Source organism: Bacillus sp. 01N45 (assembly GCF_056399205.1).
This window is the reverse complement of the sequence record NZ_JBFTQW010000001.1, coordinates 680,333-697,920: the sequence shown is the minus strand read 5'-3', so window position 1 is coordinate 697,920 and position 17,588 is coordinate 680,333. Positions and strand designations below refer to the sequence as shown.

General features: G+C 36.9%; 16 protein-coding genes and 1 pseudogene. 12 read left to right on the top strand and 5 right to left on the bottom strand.

Going from position 1 to position 17,588, the window contains the following annotated elements; translation table 11 throughout:
• Positions 1 to 25: 25 nt before the first annotated feature.
• Together AC1DMU_RS03670 and pheA are read left to right on the top strand one after the other, a co-directional pair.
• Positions 26 to 1,939, top strand: a complete 1,914-nt coding sequence (locus AC1DMU_RS03670) for an ABC transporter permease (RefSeq protein ID WP_088064473.1) — start codon at positions 26 to 28, stop codon at positions 1,937 to 1,939.
• A gap of 96 nt (positions 1,940 to 2,035) precedes the next feature.
• Positions 2,036 to 2,887 (top strand): prephenate dehydratase, encoded by an 852-nt coding sequence (gene pheA, locus AC1DMU_RS03665; protein ID WP_088064472.1) that lies wholly within the window; start codon positions 2,036 to 2,038, stop codon positions 2,885 to 2,887.
• Positions 2,888 to 2,999: 112 nt separating this feature from the next.
• Here pheA and AC1DMU_RS03660 read toward each other — a convergent pair whose 3' ends face one another.
• The 3 genes from AC1DMU_RS03660 to AC1DMU_RS03650 form a co-directional block, all read right to left on the bottom strand.
• Positions 3,000 to 3,647: an MOSC domain-containing protein gene (locus AC1DMU_RS03660; protein ID WP_048541383.1), complete on the bottom strand. Its 648-nt coding sequence runs from the start codon at positions 3,645 to 3,647 to the stop codon at positions 3,000 to 3,002.
• Between the two features lie 83 nt (positions 3,648 to 3,730).
• The gene (locus tag AC1DMU_RS03655) at positions 3,731 to 4,273 is read right to left on the bottom strand and encodes a transcription repressor NadR (protein ID WP_000812272.1); all 543 of its coding nucleotides are present in this window, start codon (positions 4,271 to 4,273) and stop codon (positions 3,731 to 3,733) included.
• Positions 4,273 to 5,415 carry an IscS subfamily cysteine desulfurase gene (locus AC1DMU_RS03650; RefSeq protein ID WP_088064471.1) on the bottom strand — a complete coding sequence of 381 codons (1,143 nt, stop codon included), beginning with the start codon at positions 5,413 to 5,415 and terminating at the stop codon, positions 4,273 to 4,275. The genes AC1DMU_RS03655 and AC1DMU_RS03650 overlap by 1 nt, the downstream gene beginning before the upstream one ends.
• Positions 5,416 to 5,567: 152 nt before the next feature.
• Here AC1DMU_RS03650 and nadB point away from each other — a divergent pair, with 152 nt between their 5' ends.
• The 5 genes and pseudogenes from nadB to AC1DMU_RS03625 all read left to right on the top strand — a co-directional run bounded on the left by nadB (position 5,568) and on the right by AC1DMU_RS03625 (position 12,108).
• Complete coding sequence (gene nadB, locus AC1DMU_RS03645) at positions 5,568 to 7,097, top strand: L-aspartate oxidase (protein ID WP_088064470.1); 1,530 nt, start codon at positions 5,568 to 5,570, stop codon at positions 7,095 to 7,097.
• A 19-nt stretch (positions 7,098 to 7,116) separates the two neighbouring features.
• Positions 7,117 to 7,950 (top strand): carboxylating nicotinate-nucleotide diphosphorylase, encoded by an 834-nt coding sequence (gene nadC / locus AC1DMU_RS03640; RefSeq protein WP_088064469.1) that lies wholly within the window; start codon positions 7,117 to 7,119, stop codon positions 7,948 to 7,950.
• Between the two features lie 30 nt (positions 7,951 to 7,980).
• Positions 7,981 to 9,087, top strand: coding sequence for a quinolinate synthase NadA (gene nadA / locus AC1DMU_RS03635; RefSeq protein ID WP_088064468.1), 1,107 nt, complete (start codon positions 7,981 to 7,983; stop codon positions 9,085 to 9,087).
• 226 nt (positions 9,088 to 9,313) lie between these two features.
• Positions 9,314 to 9,470, top strand: a pseudogene (gene safA / locus AC1DMU_RS03630) (SafA/ExsA family spore coat assembly protein); the annotation flags it as partial.
• A 1,990-nt stretch (positions 9,471 to 11,460) separates the two neighbouring features.
• Complete coding sequence (locus AC1DMU_RS03625; protein WP_001093539.1) at positions 11,461 to 12,108, top strand: YhcN/YlaJ family sporulation lipoprotein; 648 nt, start codon at positions 11,461 to 11,463, stop codon at positions 12,106 to 12,108.
• A 33-nt stretch (positions 12,109 to 12,141) separates the two neighbouring features.
• Here AC1DMU_RS03625 and AC1DMU_RS03620 read toward each other — a convergent pair whose 3' ends face one another.
• Positions 12,142 to 12,585 (bottom strand): branched-chain amino acid ABC transporter substrate-binding protein, encoded by a 444-nt coding sequence (locus AC1DMU_RS03620; protein ID WP_088064466.1) that lies wholly within the window; start codon positions 12,583 to 12,585, stop codon positions 12,142 to 12,144.
• A 433-nt stretch (positions 12,586 to 13,018) separates the two neighbouring features.
• Here AC1DMU_RS03620 and AC1DMU_RS03615 point away from each other — a divergent pair, with 433 nt between their 5' ends.
• Positions 13,019 to 13,549 (top strand): BofC C-terminal domain-containing protein, encoded by a 531-nt coding sequence (locus AC1DMU_RS03615; protein ID WP_087985316.1) that lies wholly within the window; start codon positions 13,019 to 13,021, stop codon positions 13,547 to 13,549.
• A gap of 10 nt (positions 13,550 to 13,559) precedes the next feature.
• Here AC1DMU_RS03615 and AC1DMU_RS03610 read toward each other — a convergent pair whose 3' ends face one another.
• Positions 13,560 to 14,504 carry an iron-hydroxamate ABC transporter substrate-binding protein gene (locus tag AC1DMU_RS03610; RefSeq protein ID WP_088064465.1) on the bottom strand — a complete coding sequence of 315 codons (945 nt, stop codon included), beginning with the start codon at positions 14,502 to 14,504 and terminating at the stop codon, positions 13,560 to 13,562.
• Between the two features lie 188 nt (positions 14,505 to 14,692).
• Between AC1DMU_RS03610 and ruvA the strand changes: the two genes are divergently transcribed.
• The 4 genes from ruvA to queA are packed head-to-tail and all read left to right on the top strand — an operon-like array spanning position 14,693 to position 17,586.
• On the top strand, positions 14,693 to 15,310 hold the full coding sequence (gene ruvA, locus AC1DMU_RS03605) for a Holliday junction DNA helicase RuvA (protein ID WP_088064464.1): 618 nt from the start codon (positions 14,693 to 14,695) through the stop codon (positions 15,308 to 15,310).
• Between the two features lie 5 nt (positions 15,311 to 15,315).
• Positions 15,316 to 16,317, top strand: a complete 1,002-nt coding sequence (gene ruvB, locus AC1DMU_RS03600; RefSeq protein ID WP_088064463.1) for a Holliday junction branch migration DNA helicase RuvB — start codon at positions 15,316 to 15,318, stop codon at positions 16,315 to 16,317.
• Positions 16,314 to 16,514, top strand: a complete 201-nt coding sequence (locus tag AC1DMU_RS03595; protein ID WP_000138162.1) for a DUF2905 domain-containing protein — start codon at positions 16,314 to 16,316, stop codon at positions 16,512 to 16,514. The genes ruvB and AC1DMU_RS03595 overlap by 4 nt, the downstream gene beginning before the upstream one ends.
• Before the next feature lie 19 nt (positions 16,515 to 16,533).
• Entirely contained in the window at positions 16,534 to 17,586 is a 1,053-nt protein-coding gene (gene queA, locus AC1DMU_RS03590) for a tRNA preQ1(34) S-adenosylmethionine ribosyltransferase-isomerase QueA (RefSeq protein ID WP_048541404.1), read from the top strand.
• Positions 17,587 to 17,588 lie beyond the last annotated feature (2 nt).

Below are 17,588 nucleotides of genomic sequence, written 5' to 3'. Positions count from 1 at the left end.
GTAGTAAGTTATAGGGGGACGATAGATGAACATTCGGCAACTAGCGCTACAAAATATAAAAGGAAATTGGCGTAATTATAAAGTGTTTTTCTTAAGTAGTTGCTTTGCAATATTCGCGTCTTTTGCATACATGTCTGTCATTGTACATCCGTATATGCAAGAGACGATGTGGTATCAAAACGTACGCTGGGGACTTATCATATGTAATGTTATAATTATTTCTTTTTTTGTCATATTTATTTTGTACTCTACTTCTATTTTCATAGAGGCACGTAAGAAAGAATTAGGATTATACATGTTAATGGGAGCAACGAAATCTAACGTAATAGGAGTAATTATGACCGAGCAAATATTGATCGGGGTATTTGCTAATATTTTCGGTATTGGGCTTGGTATGATCTTTTTAAAGCTCTTCTTCATGGTGTTTAGTATGTTACTGGGGCTTCCGAAAGAACTCCCTGTCATATTTGACGTGAGAGCAATCGGGGGAACGTTTATTGTATATATGGTCGTATTTGTTGTCTTATCTTTTATAAGTGCTTTGCGTATATGGAATATAAAAATCATTCGGTTATTAAAAGAATTTCGCAAGGATAGAAAAGAGAAGAAAACATCAATGCGGCTTTGTATATTCGGATTTATTTGCTTAGGTATAGGATATGCGTTAGCGTTACAAGCGACTATACCAACGATAGCATTCTATTTTTTTCCTGTGTCTATACTTGTCTTTTTCGGAACGTATTTTTCTTTTACACACGGCACTGCTCAAATATTAGAAATAATAAAACGAAATAAAAAGATTATGTATACATATCCGTATTTATTTATAGTGAATCAATTGTCACATCGAATGAAGGAAAATGGTCGTTTTTTCTTTCTAATGTCAATGGCAACGACGTTTGTAGTTACGGCAACAGGTACGGTGTTCTTATATTTTTCTGGTATGCAAGATATGTGGAGGGACGGGGGCGTGCACTCATTTTCTTACATAGAAAAAGGTACTTCTTCTCACGAAGTCTTTGCGGAAGGAACGGTTGAACAATTATTGCACCAATATGGGTATGATAACTTTCAATCTATGAGTTTTGTTGGAGTGTATGCATCTTTTCAGTCCAATAAGGAAGAAACAGAAGTAGCGCCGCTCATTAAAGAAAGTGAATACAATCAAGAGGCAAGAAAACAAAAACAGAAAACGTATCATCCTAAAAAAGGAACAGTTACACTCGTTTATTATAATAAATACAATAATTCGAATGTATATAATCAAAAAGAGATTCAATTGCAAGTAACGAATCAACCATATCAATTCGTATTTAACGGTCAGAAAGAAGGGGTTCAATTTAACCATCATCCTTTGCACATTAATGGTCTGTTCTTCGTCATGCATGATGAAGACTTTGACAGTATAGCAAATAAGGTTCCTGATTCTGAAAAAATGATATATAGAGGCTATACATTACCAAATATCGAAAATACGAAAGAATTAAATGAAGATTTACGGAAACATATGAAACAAGATAAAGATAATGCATTTCGAAGTAATATGGAGTTATATGTGAATATGAAATCGTTCGGTGATATTACTCTATTTATAGGATCATTCATTAGTATATTATTCTTTCTTACTTCATGTAGTATCGTATATTTTAAATGGTTTCATAATATTGCATCTGATCGAAAGCAGTACGGGGCACTTGCTAAGCTTGGAATGACGAAGGAAGAAGTGTGGAAAATTTCTCGTTGGCAATTATGTATGTTATTTTTTGCGCCAATTCTAGTTGGGAGTATGCATAGTGCAGTTGCGTTATATACGTTTCATAATACGCTTTTTATGGATGGTTCATTAAGAAAAGTAGGTTTGTTTATTCTGTATTATATCGCTGCATGCATCATGTATTTCTTTTTCGCTCAAAGAGAATATAGGAAACATTTAGACTAGCGAATGCTAGTCTTTTTTTAATATTCGAAATTTACATAGAAGAATATAAAAAAGTATGGTATAACAGTAAGAAAACGAAAAAGAGGGGAAAAGACGATGATTCGAGTAGGATATTTAGGACCAGAAGCAACATTTACAAATATGGCGGTGAGTCGTTTTTTTCCGGAAGCAGAGCATGTACCGTATCGAACGATTCCAGATTGTATGGATGCAGCTGCAAATGGAAATGTAGATTATGCAGTGGTACCACTAGAAAATGCGATAGAAGGTTCAGTGAATATAACAGTTGATTACCTCGTACATGAACAACCACTTTCTATTGTAGGAGAAATTACAGTACCAATTCAGCAACATTTACTTGTACATCCGCAGTATGCAGAAGTTTGGGAAGAAGTATATGCAGTGCACTCTCATCCACACGCTATTGCACAATGTCATAAGTTTTTAAATGAAGAATTAAAAGGGGTAACCGTCCGAGATATGACATCAACAAGTGCAGCTGCGCAATATGTGAAAGAACATCCTGAAGAAAAAATCGCTGCCATTGCAAATGAAGCGGCCGCAGAAAAATACAGTTTAACAATTGTAAGGCGTGATATTCATACGCACAAAAACAATCATACACGCTTCCTAGTGCTCCATAAGAAAAAGAAAGCCATACTCCCAAATAACGGAGAAAACCGCGGAGAGAAAACGACGCTTATGATAACGTTACCTGCTGATTATGCAGGGGCACTATATCAAGTGTTATCAGCTTTCGCATGGAGAAAATTAAATCTATCAAAAATCGAATCGCGTCCGATGAAAACAGGACTAGGAAATTACTTTTTCTTAATTGATGTCGATAAAGCATATGATGATGTATTATTGCCAGGCGTAACGATGGAACTTGAAGCGCTCGGTTTTTCTGTTACTGTGCTGGGGAGTTATTGTTCTTATTGGTTGTAAGAGAGGTGGATGAACTGTCGACATTTCCCTTCTAATTGCTGGTATAATTTCATCGGATAATACATTTTGTGATAGATAAATAGAATCCCACCTATAAATGGTGGGATTCTATTTATTTTAACTTCGCAAGACGATCCTCTAACTGCCCACGCCAAATATCGGCTAGTTCTGGAACAGCAAGAATCTTTTCGATGCCATCTTTATCTTTTCTATTATGAAAATAAATTTCGTTAGAGAACAAAACAGAAACATTGCGCGGTTGACGTTCTAGTAATGTAATTTTAGAATCTTTACGTACAGTACCTTCTTGAAGAACGCGACATAGATAACCAGTAAATCCAGTTGCTACAATGCGCGGCAGTATGCCAGGAATACCAAGGCGTTTTGAAATTGTGCTACAAGGTACTCTCGCTTGTGTCACTTGAATGATTGCTTCACCTAGTTGATATGTATCTCCGATGCAAACATCACGCTCTAACATATTTGTTACGGTAATGTTTTCGCCAAATGTGGAAGCTGGAAGCGTAGTTTGAAATTCTTCTTCCCATAGTGCGTAATGTTCGTGTGGGTACACACAAACTGCGCGGTCAGGTCCCCCGTGGTGTTTTAAATCCGCTACATCATCACCACGAAATCCATCTTTTGAGAGAAAAGCTTCTTCTGCAAGTTCTTTACATATACCAGTAATCATTTCTTTATCTTCGCTATATTTCATTTGTTTTGGTTTGCCAATGCTAAAGTGAACGAGTTCAATTCCCATGTTTGATCCCCTTTACAATTGATTACAATATTATATCACTAAAAAAGCACAGAGAATGATAAAAACTCTGTGCTTTACATGAATTAATAAACGAGAAATCCTGCTTTATCTAGTGCCTCGCAAGCAGCGTCTAATTTCTCTTTTGAATCTGCCTCAATTGTATGTAAGTGAATACCATCTGTTAGTTGCGAAAGATAGGAAGCATTCGTGTTTTCAATTTTTTGTAAATATTGCTCTACATCAAAGCGATTACTTACCATGATGGACGCTGTTAAGTCACCGTATACAGGATGCTCAACTTTTACATCTTTAATCGTAACGCCGTGGTCAACAAGCATTGTAAGTTCTTGACGTACTTCCGCTGGTTTATGTTGGCATACAATTACGCGTTCGAAAGCTTGTTGTTTCTCTTGTGGTTTTAAATATAAATACCCTTGAGCAGTCGCAATAATTGGTTCGTTTCGTGCTTTAAGCAAGGAAATATCTTGCACGATAACTTGTCTACTTACATTTGTCTTTTTCGATAGTTCATTCCCAGATAACGGTTCATTTGCAGCGAGAAGCCACTGAAGGATAAGTTGTCGTCTTTCTTCACCTAAAATCTTTTTTTGTTCATTTTGTTTCATTATGATTTAACACCTCTATAAAATTGATTTCCAATTGTGTGTAGTGCATGAATAGTAGTATCAATTTGATCTTTCGTTGTTTGTTGTCCGAAAGAGAAGCGAACATATTGTTTTGCCTCTTCATACGTTTTTCCAATTGCAAGCATTGTTTTCGAAGGTTCTTGTTTACCGACTTGGCAAGCACTTCCAGTGGAAATGGCAATACCATGGCGATTACATTCTAGCATTGTATATTGACCTTCTATTCCTTTTATTGTAACCCCAACAATATGTGGTAAACAAGAAGTAGAATGACCTTCTACTTGAATTTCTAGAGGAAGCGCTTGTAAATGTCTTAAAAAGTAGGATCGTAACTCTTTAAAACGTAAGCTCTCTTCTTGTTGATTTTTTAATATATTCTCAGCAGCTGTTAAAAAAGATGCGATGCCAGGAACGTTTACTGTACCTGGGCGAAATCCTTTTTCATGAGAAGTTCCCGGAAATATTTGTGCCCAGCGAACTTGGGGATTTATATAGCAAGCGCCAACACCCTTTGGTCCGTATATTTTATGTGCTGAAACAGAGAGACTATCAATTCCCATCTCAAAAACATTGATAGGAAGTTTACCAAATGTTTGTACACAATCTGAATGAAATAAAACGTTATATTTTTTTAAAAGTGCCCCGATCTCTGTGATGTTTTGAACGGTTCCAATTTCAGAGTTTCCATGTTGTATGCTTGCTAGAACAGTATTTTCTGTAATGGCTGTTTCTAAATCATCTAAATGAATTAGCCCACCTTCATCAACAGGAATTTCAGTAATTGTATACCCTTCTGATTGTAAGGATTGAAAATAACTTCGAATGGATGCATGTTCCATAGGTGTCGTAATAATGTGCTTTTTATTTCGAGCATTGAGAAGGGATTGAATCGCAAGGTAGTTGGATTCCGAGCCGCCGCTTGTGAAGAATACCCCTTGTTCCTTTCCGCCAATCATTTCAGCAAATGTTTTTCGGCAAACTTGTAATAAAGAAGAGGCTGTTCCTCCAATATCATGTAAACTTTGTTCATTTCCGAAGTATTGCGATGCTGCTTTCATATATGTGTGTAATGCTTCTTCACTCATAGGTGTAGTAGCTGCATAGTCAAGATATATCATCATGTAAGTTCCTCTCCCTAGTAAGAGTTACATTTCTTGTATTTTTTAAATGGTATTGAAAATAAGAATTATAAAAAAACTCTTGTCATTATTTTAAAACTATGTAAATATAGGTGTCAAGACAGTTGAAAAGTGTAAAGTAGGAGGCAACAATTATGCCAAGTGCAGATGTCTTAATTATTGGAAGTGGCGTTGCGGCACTTCGTGTTGCGAAAGAGATTTGTCACGAAAAGAATGTGATTATTATCACAAAGGAAACAAATCGTAATAATAATACATATTTAGCGCAAGGTGGAATTGCCGCAGCAGTTGCAACATATGACAATCCAAATGATCATTTTGAAGATACGTTAGTAGCAGGATGTCATTATAACAATGAAGATGTGGTCCGTTATTTAGTCGAGGAAGGACCGAAAGAAATGAATAATCTCATTGAAAATGGAATGAAATTTGATGGAGATGAAACGGGTCCTCATCTTGGAAAAGAAGGCGCACATCGAAAGCGTCGTATTTTACATGCAGGTGGCGATGCAACAGGAAAGAATTTATTAGAGCATTTCATTCAAGAAGTAGCTCCGCACGTTACGGTAGTGGAACAGGAAATGGTGCTCGATTTTATTATAGAAAATGATAAATGTGTTGGAGTTTTAACAAGAACTAGTGAAGGGAAGTTGAAGCGTTACGTTGCAGATTATACGGTGTTAGCAACAGGTGGGATTGGCGGTTTATACGCCTTTACTTCTAACGATAAGACAATTACGGGTGATGGACTTGCGATGGTGTACCGCGCAGGCGGGGAGCTCGTAGATTTAGAGTTTGTACAGTTTCATCCAACAATGTTATACGCGAACGGGCGATGCTGCGGCCTCGTCTCTGAAGCTGTCCGTGGTGAAGGAGCTGTCCTTATGAATGGAAAAGGGCAGCGTTTTATGATGAATATACACCCTGATCACGATCTCGCACCACGTGATGTAGTAGCAAGAGCGATTCATGAGCAGCTTTTGGCGGGTGAACAAGTGTATTTGAATATCGAGTCTATTCAAAATTTCGAAGGACGTTTTCCGACTGTATCATCATTGTGTGAAAAGAATGGTGTCGATATAAATGAAAAACGCATTCCAGTCGTACCCGGTGCTCATTTTCATATGGGCGGCGTGAAAACGAACTGTGATGGGGAGACGTCCATTCCAAATTTATATGCGGTCGGTGAAGTAGCTTGTAATGGTGTTCATGGAGCAAATAGATTAGCAAGTAATTCATTATTAGAAGGTCTTGTGTTTGGAAAAAGAATAGGACAACATATTTTAACGAAAGCGACAAAAGAAAGCTGGAACAACGTGGCTGGGAAGGAAAAGAAGTTTATCGTTCTGAATCATTTGCCGGCGAAAGAAGAAATACAAGAATGCATGATGAAATATGTTGGGATTGTGCGAACAGAGAAAAGTTTATCTTATGCAAAGAGATGGCTTAGTAAGTACGGTGTTCGAAATATGATATTACAACATGATGCTCTTACAAATGAAGAGATAACGCTTATTAATATGTTAACAGCCTGTGAGCTTATAGTCGTGTCAGCTTTGCAAAGAGAAGAAAGTATTGGTGGCCATTATCGAAGTGACTATCCAGATAGAAATAGCGTAAAAAAAGAGATCGTTCGAGTGAAAAGAAAACTACAACTTGTGTGATGAAGGGAAGAGGGGCTCTATGAACACGATAAAAGTGAAAGAAGCATTAAATCGATTTTTTCTAGAAGATATAGGAGAAAGAGATGTAACATCTCAGCTTATTTTTCCAGACAATTTACTTTCAAAAGGAACGTTTCTTGCGAAGGATACAGGTGTCTTTGCGGGGCGTTTAGTAATTGAAGAAGGATTTAAATTAATTGATGAAAAAATTGAAGTGGAGCTTCATAAAAAAGATGGAGATCTTGTAGAAAAGGGCGAAATAATAGCAACTGCGCAAGGACCAATTGCTTCGTTATTGACGGCAGAGCGCGTTATATTAAACGTTATCCAGCGTATGAGCGGGATAGCTACGATGACACATAAAGCTGTTCTTGCTTTAGATAGCGGCCATACACGTATTTGCGATACGCGAAAAACGATGCCAGGGCTACGCATGTTTGATAAGTATGCAGTCGTGTGCGGAGGCGGATTTAATCACCGTTTCGGTTTATATGACGGTGTCATGATTAAAGACAATCATATTACTTTTGCTGGTTCTATTACGAAAGCTGTTACATCGGTGAAAGAAAAATTAGGACATATGGTGAAAGTAGAAGTGGAAACAGAAACGGAGGAGCAAGTGAGAGAGGCTGTAGCTGCTGGTGCAGATATTATTATGTTTGATAACCGTACGCCAGATGAGATCCGGGAGTTTTCAAAGATTGTACCAAGTGCCATCGTTACGGAAGCATCAGGAGGCATTACAATTGAAGATTTATCGAAATATGGAAAAACAGGGGTCGATTATATTTCACTTGGAGCGTTAACACATTCAGTGAAAGCACTTGATATTAGTTTCAATATTGAGGCGTAAGGAAAGTGGCTTAGAGGGGGAGAAAGGAATATGAGTATTTTAGAAAAAGTGCAACCGATTGAAACGATGTTACCAGAGCGTTATTACACGATGACAACAGAAGAAATGGAAAAGCGTGTTCGTGAAATTAAAGAAAAAATGGGGAAAACACTATTTATTCCAGGACATCATTACCAAAAAGATGAAGTGGTACAATTTTCTGATGCAGCAGGAGATTCACTTCAGCTTGCACAAGTTGCAGCGAGCAATAAAGAAGCGAAATATATTGTATTTTGCGGTGTACACTTTATGGCAGAAACAGCAGATATGTTAACGACAGATGATCAAATCGTTATTTTGCCAGATATGCGTGCAGGTTGTTCGATGGCAGATATGGCAGATATTGAACAAACAGAAAGGGCATGGAAAGAGCTCGCAAAATTATTTGGAGATACGATGATTCCGTTAACATATGTTAACTCTACAGCTGCAATTAAAGCGTTTTGTGGTCGTAATGGCGGAGCAACAGTAACTTCTTCTAATGCAAAACAAATGGTGTCTTGGGCGTTTACACAAAAAGAGCGTCTTGTCTTTTTACCGGATCAACATTTAGGAAGAAATACAGCTTACGATTTAGGTATCCCATTAGATAAAATGGCAGTATGGGACCCACATACAGATTCATTAGAGTACGATGGAGATATAGAAGAAATTCAAGTGATTTTATGGAAAGGGCATTGTTCGGTTCATCAAAACTTTACAGTGAAAAACATTGAGAACGTACGGAAAAATCATCCGGATATGAATATTATTGTACATCCAGAATGTTGCTATGAGGTCGTTGATGCTTCGGATTACGCAGGATCAACGAAATATATTATTGATATGATTGAAGCAGCGCCACCTGGAAGTAAATGGGCAATTGGTACAGAGATGAATTTAGTGAACCGAATTATTCAGCAACATCCAGATAAAGAGATTGTTTCACTTAATCCATTTATGTGTCCGTGTTTAACGATGAATCGAATTGATCTGCCGCACTTATTATGGGTGCTTGAAACGGTAGAAAGAGGAGAAGAAATTAACGTTATTAGCGTAGATAAACAAGTGACTGAAGAAGCGGTTCTTGCATTAAATCGTATGTTAGAGCGTGTGTAAAGCAACGGTATTTCTGTTGCTTTTTTTCATGCATATAATCATAACAAGAACAAAATGGGCATACATTGTTTTGAAGAAATCATTGTGATTTTCTTATGCTTATTCCACTTCTAATGATATTGAAAATCGAAGAAGTGATACAAGTGAAAAGAAGTTAGCGTTATTTAGAAAGGGTTACTTCATGAGATTTGTTACTTATAGATAAGTTATACAGGAGGGGGAAAATTTGAAAATTCATATCGTGCAAAAAGGGGATACCCTTTGGAAAATTGCGAAAAAGTACGGAGTAGATTTTGATACGTTGAAAAATACAAATACACAACTTAGTAATCCAGATTTAATCATGCCAGGTATGAAAATTAAAGTACCATCAAACAGCGTTCACGTGAAACAACATGCTGGAGCAGGTTCATCACCTCCAAAACAATACGTAAAAGAAGTACAACAAAAAGAATTTGCAGCAACGCCAACTCCGCTTGGAATAGAGGATGAGGAAGAAGTTACGTATCAATCAGCGCCGATTACACAGCAACCTGCTATGCAACAAACACAAAAAGAAGTGCAAGTAAAACCACAGAAGGAAATGCAAGTGAAACCACAAAAAGAGGTACAGGTAAAACCACAGAAGGAAATGCAAGTGAAACCACAAAAAGAGGTACAGGTAAAACCACAGAAGGAAATGCAAGTGAAACCGCAAAAAGAAGTGCAGGTAAAGCCACAAAAAGAGGTGCAAAAAGAAAAGCCAATTCAAATAGAAAAACCAGTTGAAAAACCGTCTGTTATTCAAAAACCAACTGTTATAGAAAAACAAAAACCAGCAGAAAAAGAAAACACAAAGTTTTCGGTAAATGTATTACCACAGCCGCCGCAACCACCAATAAAAGCAAAAAAAGAATATAAAATTTCAGATGTAATTAAAAAAGGAAGTGAGTTAATTGCTCCTCAAATTACTAAAATGAAACCTAATAACATCATTTCTCCGCAAACGAAAAAAGATAATATCGTGTCACCGCAAGTAAAGAAAGAAAATGTAGGAAATATCGTGTCACCACAAGTAAAGAAAGAAAACATAGGAAATATCGTGTCACCGCAAGTAAAGAAAGAAAACATAGGAAATATCGTGTCACCGCAAGTAAAGAAAGAAAATATAGGAAATATCGTGTCACCGCAAGTAAAGAAAGAAAATGTAGGAAATATCGTGTCACCGCAAGTAAAGAAAGAAAATGTAGGAAATATCGTGTCACCGCAAGTGAAGAAAGAAAATGTAGGGAATATCGTGTCACCAAATGTAACGAAAGAGAATGTAGTTATTCCACAAGTAATACCGCCAAATATTCAAATGCCAAACATCATGCCAATGTTGGATAATAATCAACCACCAAATATAATGCCAATCATGGATAATAACCCAATACCAAACATCATGCCGATCATGGATAACAATCAAATGCCGAATATGATGCCAATCATGGATAACAACCAAATGCCAAATATGATGCCAATCATGGATAATAATCAAATGCCGAATATGATGCCGATAATGGATAACAATCAAATGCCAAATATGATGCCGATAATGGATAACAATCAAATGCCAAATATGATGCCAATCATGGATAACAATCAAATGCCAAATATGATGCCAATCATGGATAACAATCAAATGCCAAATATGATGCCAATCATGGATAACAATCAAATGCCAAACATGATGCCAATCATGGATAACAATCAAATGCCAAATATGATGCCAATCATGGATAACAATCAAATGCCGAATATGATGCCGATAATGGATAATAATCAACCACCGAATATGATGCCATATCAAATACCATACCAACAGCCTATGATGCCGCCAAATCCGTATTATCAACAACAAAATCCATATCAAATGCCATATCAGCAAGGGGCACCGTTTGGACCGCAATATACGTCTATGCCAAATCTAAATATGATGCCAATGGATAATAATATGCCACCGCTCGTGCAAGGAGAGGAAGATTGTGGATGCGGAGGAGAGAGTAGGCTATATAGTCCGCAACCTGGAGGACCACAATACGCGAATCCTTTATATTATCAACCAACTCAATCGGCATATGCGCCACAGCCAGGAACGATGTATTATCAACCAGATCCACCAAATGTATTTGGGGAGCCGGTTTCAGAAGAAGAGGACGAAGAGGAAGTTTAAAAAAGGCGGGATTATTCCCGCCTTTTTTGTATGTAGAGTCGTTCTGAAAATGGAAGATTTACATCAAATGTTAGAAAATCCCCAGTGAAATATTAACAGTGTAAAAACCTTCTCTGTTACTCATCATAAGAGGGAGCTTTTCAGAAGAGAAGTTCATTCTAACAGAGGGGGTTTTTGTATTGAATACGAAAGTAAAAGTGATTGCTGCTTCTTTGTTAGTTACCAGTGCATTAGCTGCATGTGGTACACCAAAAGATAACAATGCAATGGATGGACGTAACTACAACTATAAGCATACATCTTATAATGATACACACCAGTATCGTGATAATGTAGCGCGTAATGATCGCTATACAGATTATGTAACATATAGAAATGGTCGTAACGATACAGGATATAACAATTATTACCGCGATGTAAATTACAACGGACAAATTGCTAATCCGCATCCAACTCGTAATATTACAATGAACAATTCATACATTAACAATGATGGTAAAACAGCTGAAAGAATAACGAATCGTGTGAAACGTATGAATAACGTAGACCGCGTGTCTACAGTTGTATATGGAAACGATGTAGCGATTGCAGTAAAACCACGTAATACAGTGACAAATGAAACGGCGATGGCGAACGAAATTCGTCAAGCGGTTTCAAATGAAGTTGGAAACAGAAACGTATATGTTTCTGTAAGAAATGATATGTTTACTCGTGTCGATGCAATGAGTACACGCCTACGTAATGGTACAGTTACAAACGATTTTAATCGTGATATAGGGAATATGTTCCGAGACATTCGTTACGGTTTAACTGGTACTATGCGATAGCGAAACAAAAGAGGAAGGGGTAGCCCTTCCTCTTTATTCATCGTTGTCGTGTAAACGACGTTTTTTAATGAAATAACTAATGGAATAAGAAATTAAAAAGCATATAAAGAAAATACTACCTGTTAGAATAGCCTCAAAGAGAGGTCTTTCTGGACTGAAAATGATATAAATAATGGCTATAATAGTTCCTGCAATAAGAGAGCGTACAATAATTTTGTAATAAGGAGTTAACTTTATATCCTTTTCGCCTTCTTCTACATCGATAGAAACGCTTAACTGTAAATAACTAAGTACGATACTTGTAAGGATAAATAATAACCATAATGGAGATTTCGTAGCTTGATCCATTCCTTCAGTGAATCCGATATATCCTAAAATGCCAATTATACCAAGCGATTGAAAAAGAAAGGCAATACGTATGTTTTTTAATGTTTTCAGAATGAGACGTTCATCCTTTATTTTTTTCACAATATCCATCTCCTGTTTATTATGATTTCGCTATTATATTAATTGTAACATATATATTGCATTTATCAATTTATAATTTACACGAATTTCGTTTGAGTAAAAGAGGAAATAAAATATTTTTATAAACATGTTGCACTTATACTTTATTAATGTTATATTAGCAAAGCGATGAGCTAATTTACGTAAGACGAGAGATATGCTTAAGTGCTAAACACGCGAATGTGGTCGCCTGGTCTCTCGCCGTAAACGCATCAAGACGCCTGCTTTGCAGGCGTCTTTCATTTTATATAAAAACAAATGCTAATGCAGATAAAGATAAAACTTTATCTGCATTTTTTTATTTTCGAGAGAAATGTAATATGGTCATTTATATGGATAAAACCTCCATTTCCGGAAAAACTACTAATGAAAGTTTGATCTTGCCTAAAAGAGGTGAACGGAAATGAAATGGATACTGATTACGATGCAAGCTTTCGTTATGATGTTTTGTTTCGTTTATGAAACGAATGTGAAGGCGGAAGGGCCAGTACCAGAAGTAACAGAAAAAGAGCCTGAAGTTACAATTTTATTAGAGCGAATGTATGTTGATGGAGAAGTAAGTGAGGAAATCTTTACAGAAAAAGTAGCGGACTTAGAAAAGTTTTTACAGCAGTATAAAGAATGGCAGCTCGTTGATCGTGATGATGTACAAATTGTATTACAAAAGAAAGTTGATGATATTTCTCCGTTATTAAAGACGAGCGGTTATTTTGGTGTGTCAGAGGAAGGGATATTACAAATTTTCAAAGGTGTACCGAAAAGTGATAATGCGATTCATTCCTTCTTTCAAATTGATATGAAAAAGCTTGAGAGCTATGAGCGTGCGAAGTTGAAGCGTGGTATTCGTATTAAATCAAAAGAAGGTTTTGTGAAGACGATTGAAAAAATGAAGCAATACGCAGTGCAAAATAAGAAAAAAAGCAGCTCATGGTGAGCTGCTTTTTTTACTTGTTTTTATCTAAAATTTGTTTTGCGATTTCATCAATTAGCATATCTTTTCCGATTGGATTGAAAGCTTTCGTATTGAAGAGTTCATTTGATACTTCATATACGTGATTGTTTTTAACTGCTTTATTGTCTTTCCAAACGGCACTGTTTTTGTAGTCTTCGTAAACTTTATCAGCTTCGCCGCCAAAGTTTACAATAAACATTTGATCAGGTTGGAATGCAACAAGACCTTCTAACGATACTTGTGCCATCGTTTGTTTTAAATCTGTACCTTTTGTTGCTGGAAGTTTTAAGTCATTAAAGATGATGTCACCGTATCCGAAGCTACCGTATACACGGAAGTTTTGTGGTGTAACTGCGACGAACATAAAGTTCTCATCTTTTGTTTTTTCTTTAATTTTTTTAGATAAAGAGTCTGCTTTTTTATCGTAGTCTGCAATCCATTTGTCTGCTTTCTTTTCTTCGTCAAATAGTTTACCTACTTCTTTAAACTTACCGCGCCAGTCTTCTAAGTTTGTTTCTAAAACAACTGTTGGTGCAACCTTTTCTAATTGATCATAGATCTTCAATTGACGATTATTTAAAATAATTAAGTCTGGTTTTAATGCAGTAACAGCTTCTAGATCAACTTTAGGTGCCCAGTACCACCCTACTGCTTTTACTCCGTCTAATTTTTCTGTTAAATGATTTTGGATTTTATCTTTATATGTGTTTGCTGTACCAACAGGTTTGTGTCCAAGAAGTAATAATTCTTCTGTTGATCCAGACAGGTCAACAATTCTCTTTGGATTTACTGGAATTGTAGCCTCCCCTTTAGTGTGTTTTACAACTTTTGTTTTCAGTTGTTCTTTCGCTTTCGATTCTTCTTTTTGAGAAGAACAGCCAACGATAGAAAGAACAACTAGCATAATAGTAAATAAAATAAATAGCTTCTGTTTCATCCTGATGTAACCCCTTTAATTAATATTGATAATCATTATCGACTTCTGTATATTAAGGTGCTTCATACTTTCTGTCAATGGAAAATAACAGAAGTTTCAAATAGGGAACATTTGTTGGGGTAGTCTCGCTTTTCTATCATTAAATATGTTAAAATGGAATACATGATTTAAGAGGGAGAGATCGTATTTTGTTTGAATATGTTACAGGTTACGTGGAGTATGTAGGACCGGAATATGTCGTAATTGACCATAATGGAATTGGTTATCAAATTTTCACACCAAATCCGTATGTATTTCAAAGAAATAAGCAAGAAATCCGTGTCTATACATATCATTATGTGAGAGAAGATATTATGGCACTTTACGGGTTTAAAACACGTGAAGAGCGTTTATTATTTACAAAGTTGTTAGGTGTGTCTGGTATTGGACCAAAAGGCGCTCTTGCAATTTTAGCGTCTGGTCAAACAGGACAGGTCGTTCAAGCGATTGAACACGAAGACGAGAAGTTTTTAGTGAAGTTCCCGGGCGTCGGAAAGAAAACAGCACGCCAAATGATTTTAGATTTAAAAGGAAAACTAGCTGATGTCGTGCCAGATGCATTTGTTGATTTATTCTCAGACACAGAACGTTTTGATGAGAAGAAAGGTTCATCAGTTGAGCTTGATGAGGCGCTGGAAGCTCTGCGCGCACTTGGATACGCAGAACGAGAAGTTTCTCGCGTTGTACCAGAGTTATTAAAAGAATCATTAACGACGGATCAGTATATTAAAAAGGCACTTAGTCTTTTACTAAATGGTAAGAGGTGAGTATAATGGACGAACGTCTCCTTTCAGGGGAATCTGCATATGAAGATTCGGATTTAGAATATTCATTACGGCCACAGACGCTCCGTCAGTATATTGGCCAAGATAAAGCGAAACATAATTTAGAAGTGTTTATTGAAGCAGCGAAAATGCGTGAAGAAACGTTAGATCATGTGCTTCTATATGGACCACCAGGACTTGGTAAAACGACGCTTGCCAATATTATTGCCAATGAAATGTGCGTAAATGTTAGAACAACTTCAGGTCCAGCAATTGAAAGGCCGGGAGATTTAGCAGCTGTATTAACAGCACTTCAGCCGGGTGATGTATTATTTATTGATGAAATTCATCGTTTGCATAGGTCAATTGAAGAAGTGTTATATCCTGCGATGGAAGATTTTTGCCTTGATATCGTAATTGGAAAAGGGCCATCAGCACGGTCTGTACGTTTAGATTTACCGCCATTTACATTAGTTGGAGCAACGACCCGTGCGGGGGCATTATCAGCGCCGCTTCGTGACCGTTTCGGTGTACTTTCAAGATTAGAGTATTACACAGTAGATCAGCTTTCTGAGATTGTTGAACGTACAGCAGAAGTATTCGAAGTTGAAATTGATTCGTTAGCCGCACTAGAAATTGCAAGACGTGCTCGTGGTACACCTCGTATTGCGAATCGTTTATTACGACGTGTACGAGATTTCGCACAAGTTCGTGGTAACGGAACGGTTACGATGGAAATTACACAAATGGCGTTAGAACTACTGCAAGTAGATAAATTAGGTCTAGATCATATCGATCATAAATTACTGCTTGGTATTATTGAGAAATTCCGTGGTGGCCCAGTCGGGTTAGAAACGGTTTCGGCAACGATTGGAGAAGAATCTCATACGATTGAAGATGTATATGAGCCATATTTATTACAAATTGGCTTTTTACAACGAACGCCAAGAGGCCGAATCGTAACGCCGCTTGCATATGAGCATTTCGGAATGGAGATGCCAAAAGTATGACGGAGATGCCAAAGCTGCTTATTACAGCTGGTATTTTGCTCATTGTTGTTGGATTAGCTTGGAAGTTCATAGGAAGGCTTCCAGGCGATATTTTTGTGAAAAAAGGTAACGTTACCTTTTATTTTCCTATCATTACATGTATTGTGTTAAGTATTGTATTATCTTTTATTATGTATATAATAAATCGATTTAAATAAGAAATAGGTGGATATAGTTATGGATATTAATCTGTTTGATTTTCATTTACCAGAAGAACTTATTGCACAAATCCCATTAGAAGATCGTGAGACATCAAGATTAATGGTGTTAGATCGTGAAACAGGCGATATTGAGCATAAACATTTTACAGACATTCTTTCTTACTTACATGAGGGGGATTGCTTAGTTTTAAATGAAACGAAAGTTATGCCTGCTCGTTTGCACGGTGTGAAAGAAGATACAGGCGCGCACATTGAAGTACTTCTTCTAAAACAAGAAGAAGGCGATAAGTGGGAAACGCTTGTTAAGCCAGCGAAACGTGTAAAAGAAGGAACTGTTATCTCTTTTGGCGAAGGGAAATTAAAAGCAACTTGCATAGGAACTGCAGATCAAGGTGGACGTCATCTTGAATTTTCATATGACGGCATCTTCTATGAAATTTTAGATGAACTTGGGGAAATGCCACTTCCTCCATATATTAAAGAGACGCTAGAAGATCGCGATCGCTATCAAACAGTATATGCGAAAGAAATCGGTTCAGCAGCAGCGCCGACTGCGGGACTTCACTTTACAGAAGAGTTACTGGAGAAGTTAAAACAAAAAGGCGTCGGGTTAGCTTTCATTACACTTCACGTAGGACTTGGAACATTTAGACCAGTTTCTGCAGATACGATTGAAGAACACCATATGCACGCAGAATATTACCATATGTCTGAAGAGACAGCTGCGTTATTAAATCGCGTGAAAGAGAATGGTGGACGTATTATTACGGTAGGTACGACTTCAACTCGTACGTTAGAAACAATTGCGACAGATCATAACGGTAAGCTTTGTGCTGCTTCTGGATGGACAGACATTTTTATGTACCCAGGTTATGAATTTAAAGCAATTGATGGTTTAATTACAAACTTCCATTTACCGAAATCAACATTAATTATGCTTGTAAGTGCATTTGCAAATAGAGATAATGTACTTCATGCTTATAATGAAGCAGTAAAAGAAAAATATCGTTTCTTTAGCTTCGGTGATGCAATGTTCGTTGCATCTCACGCTAAAATGGGAAACAAATAAAA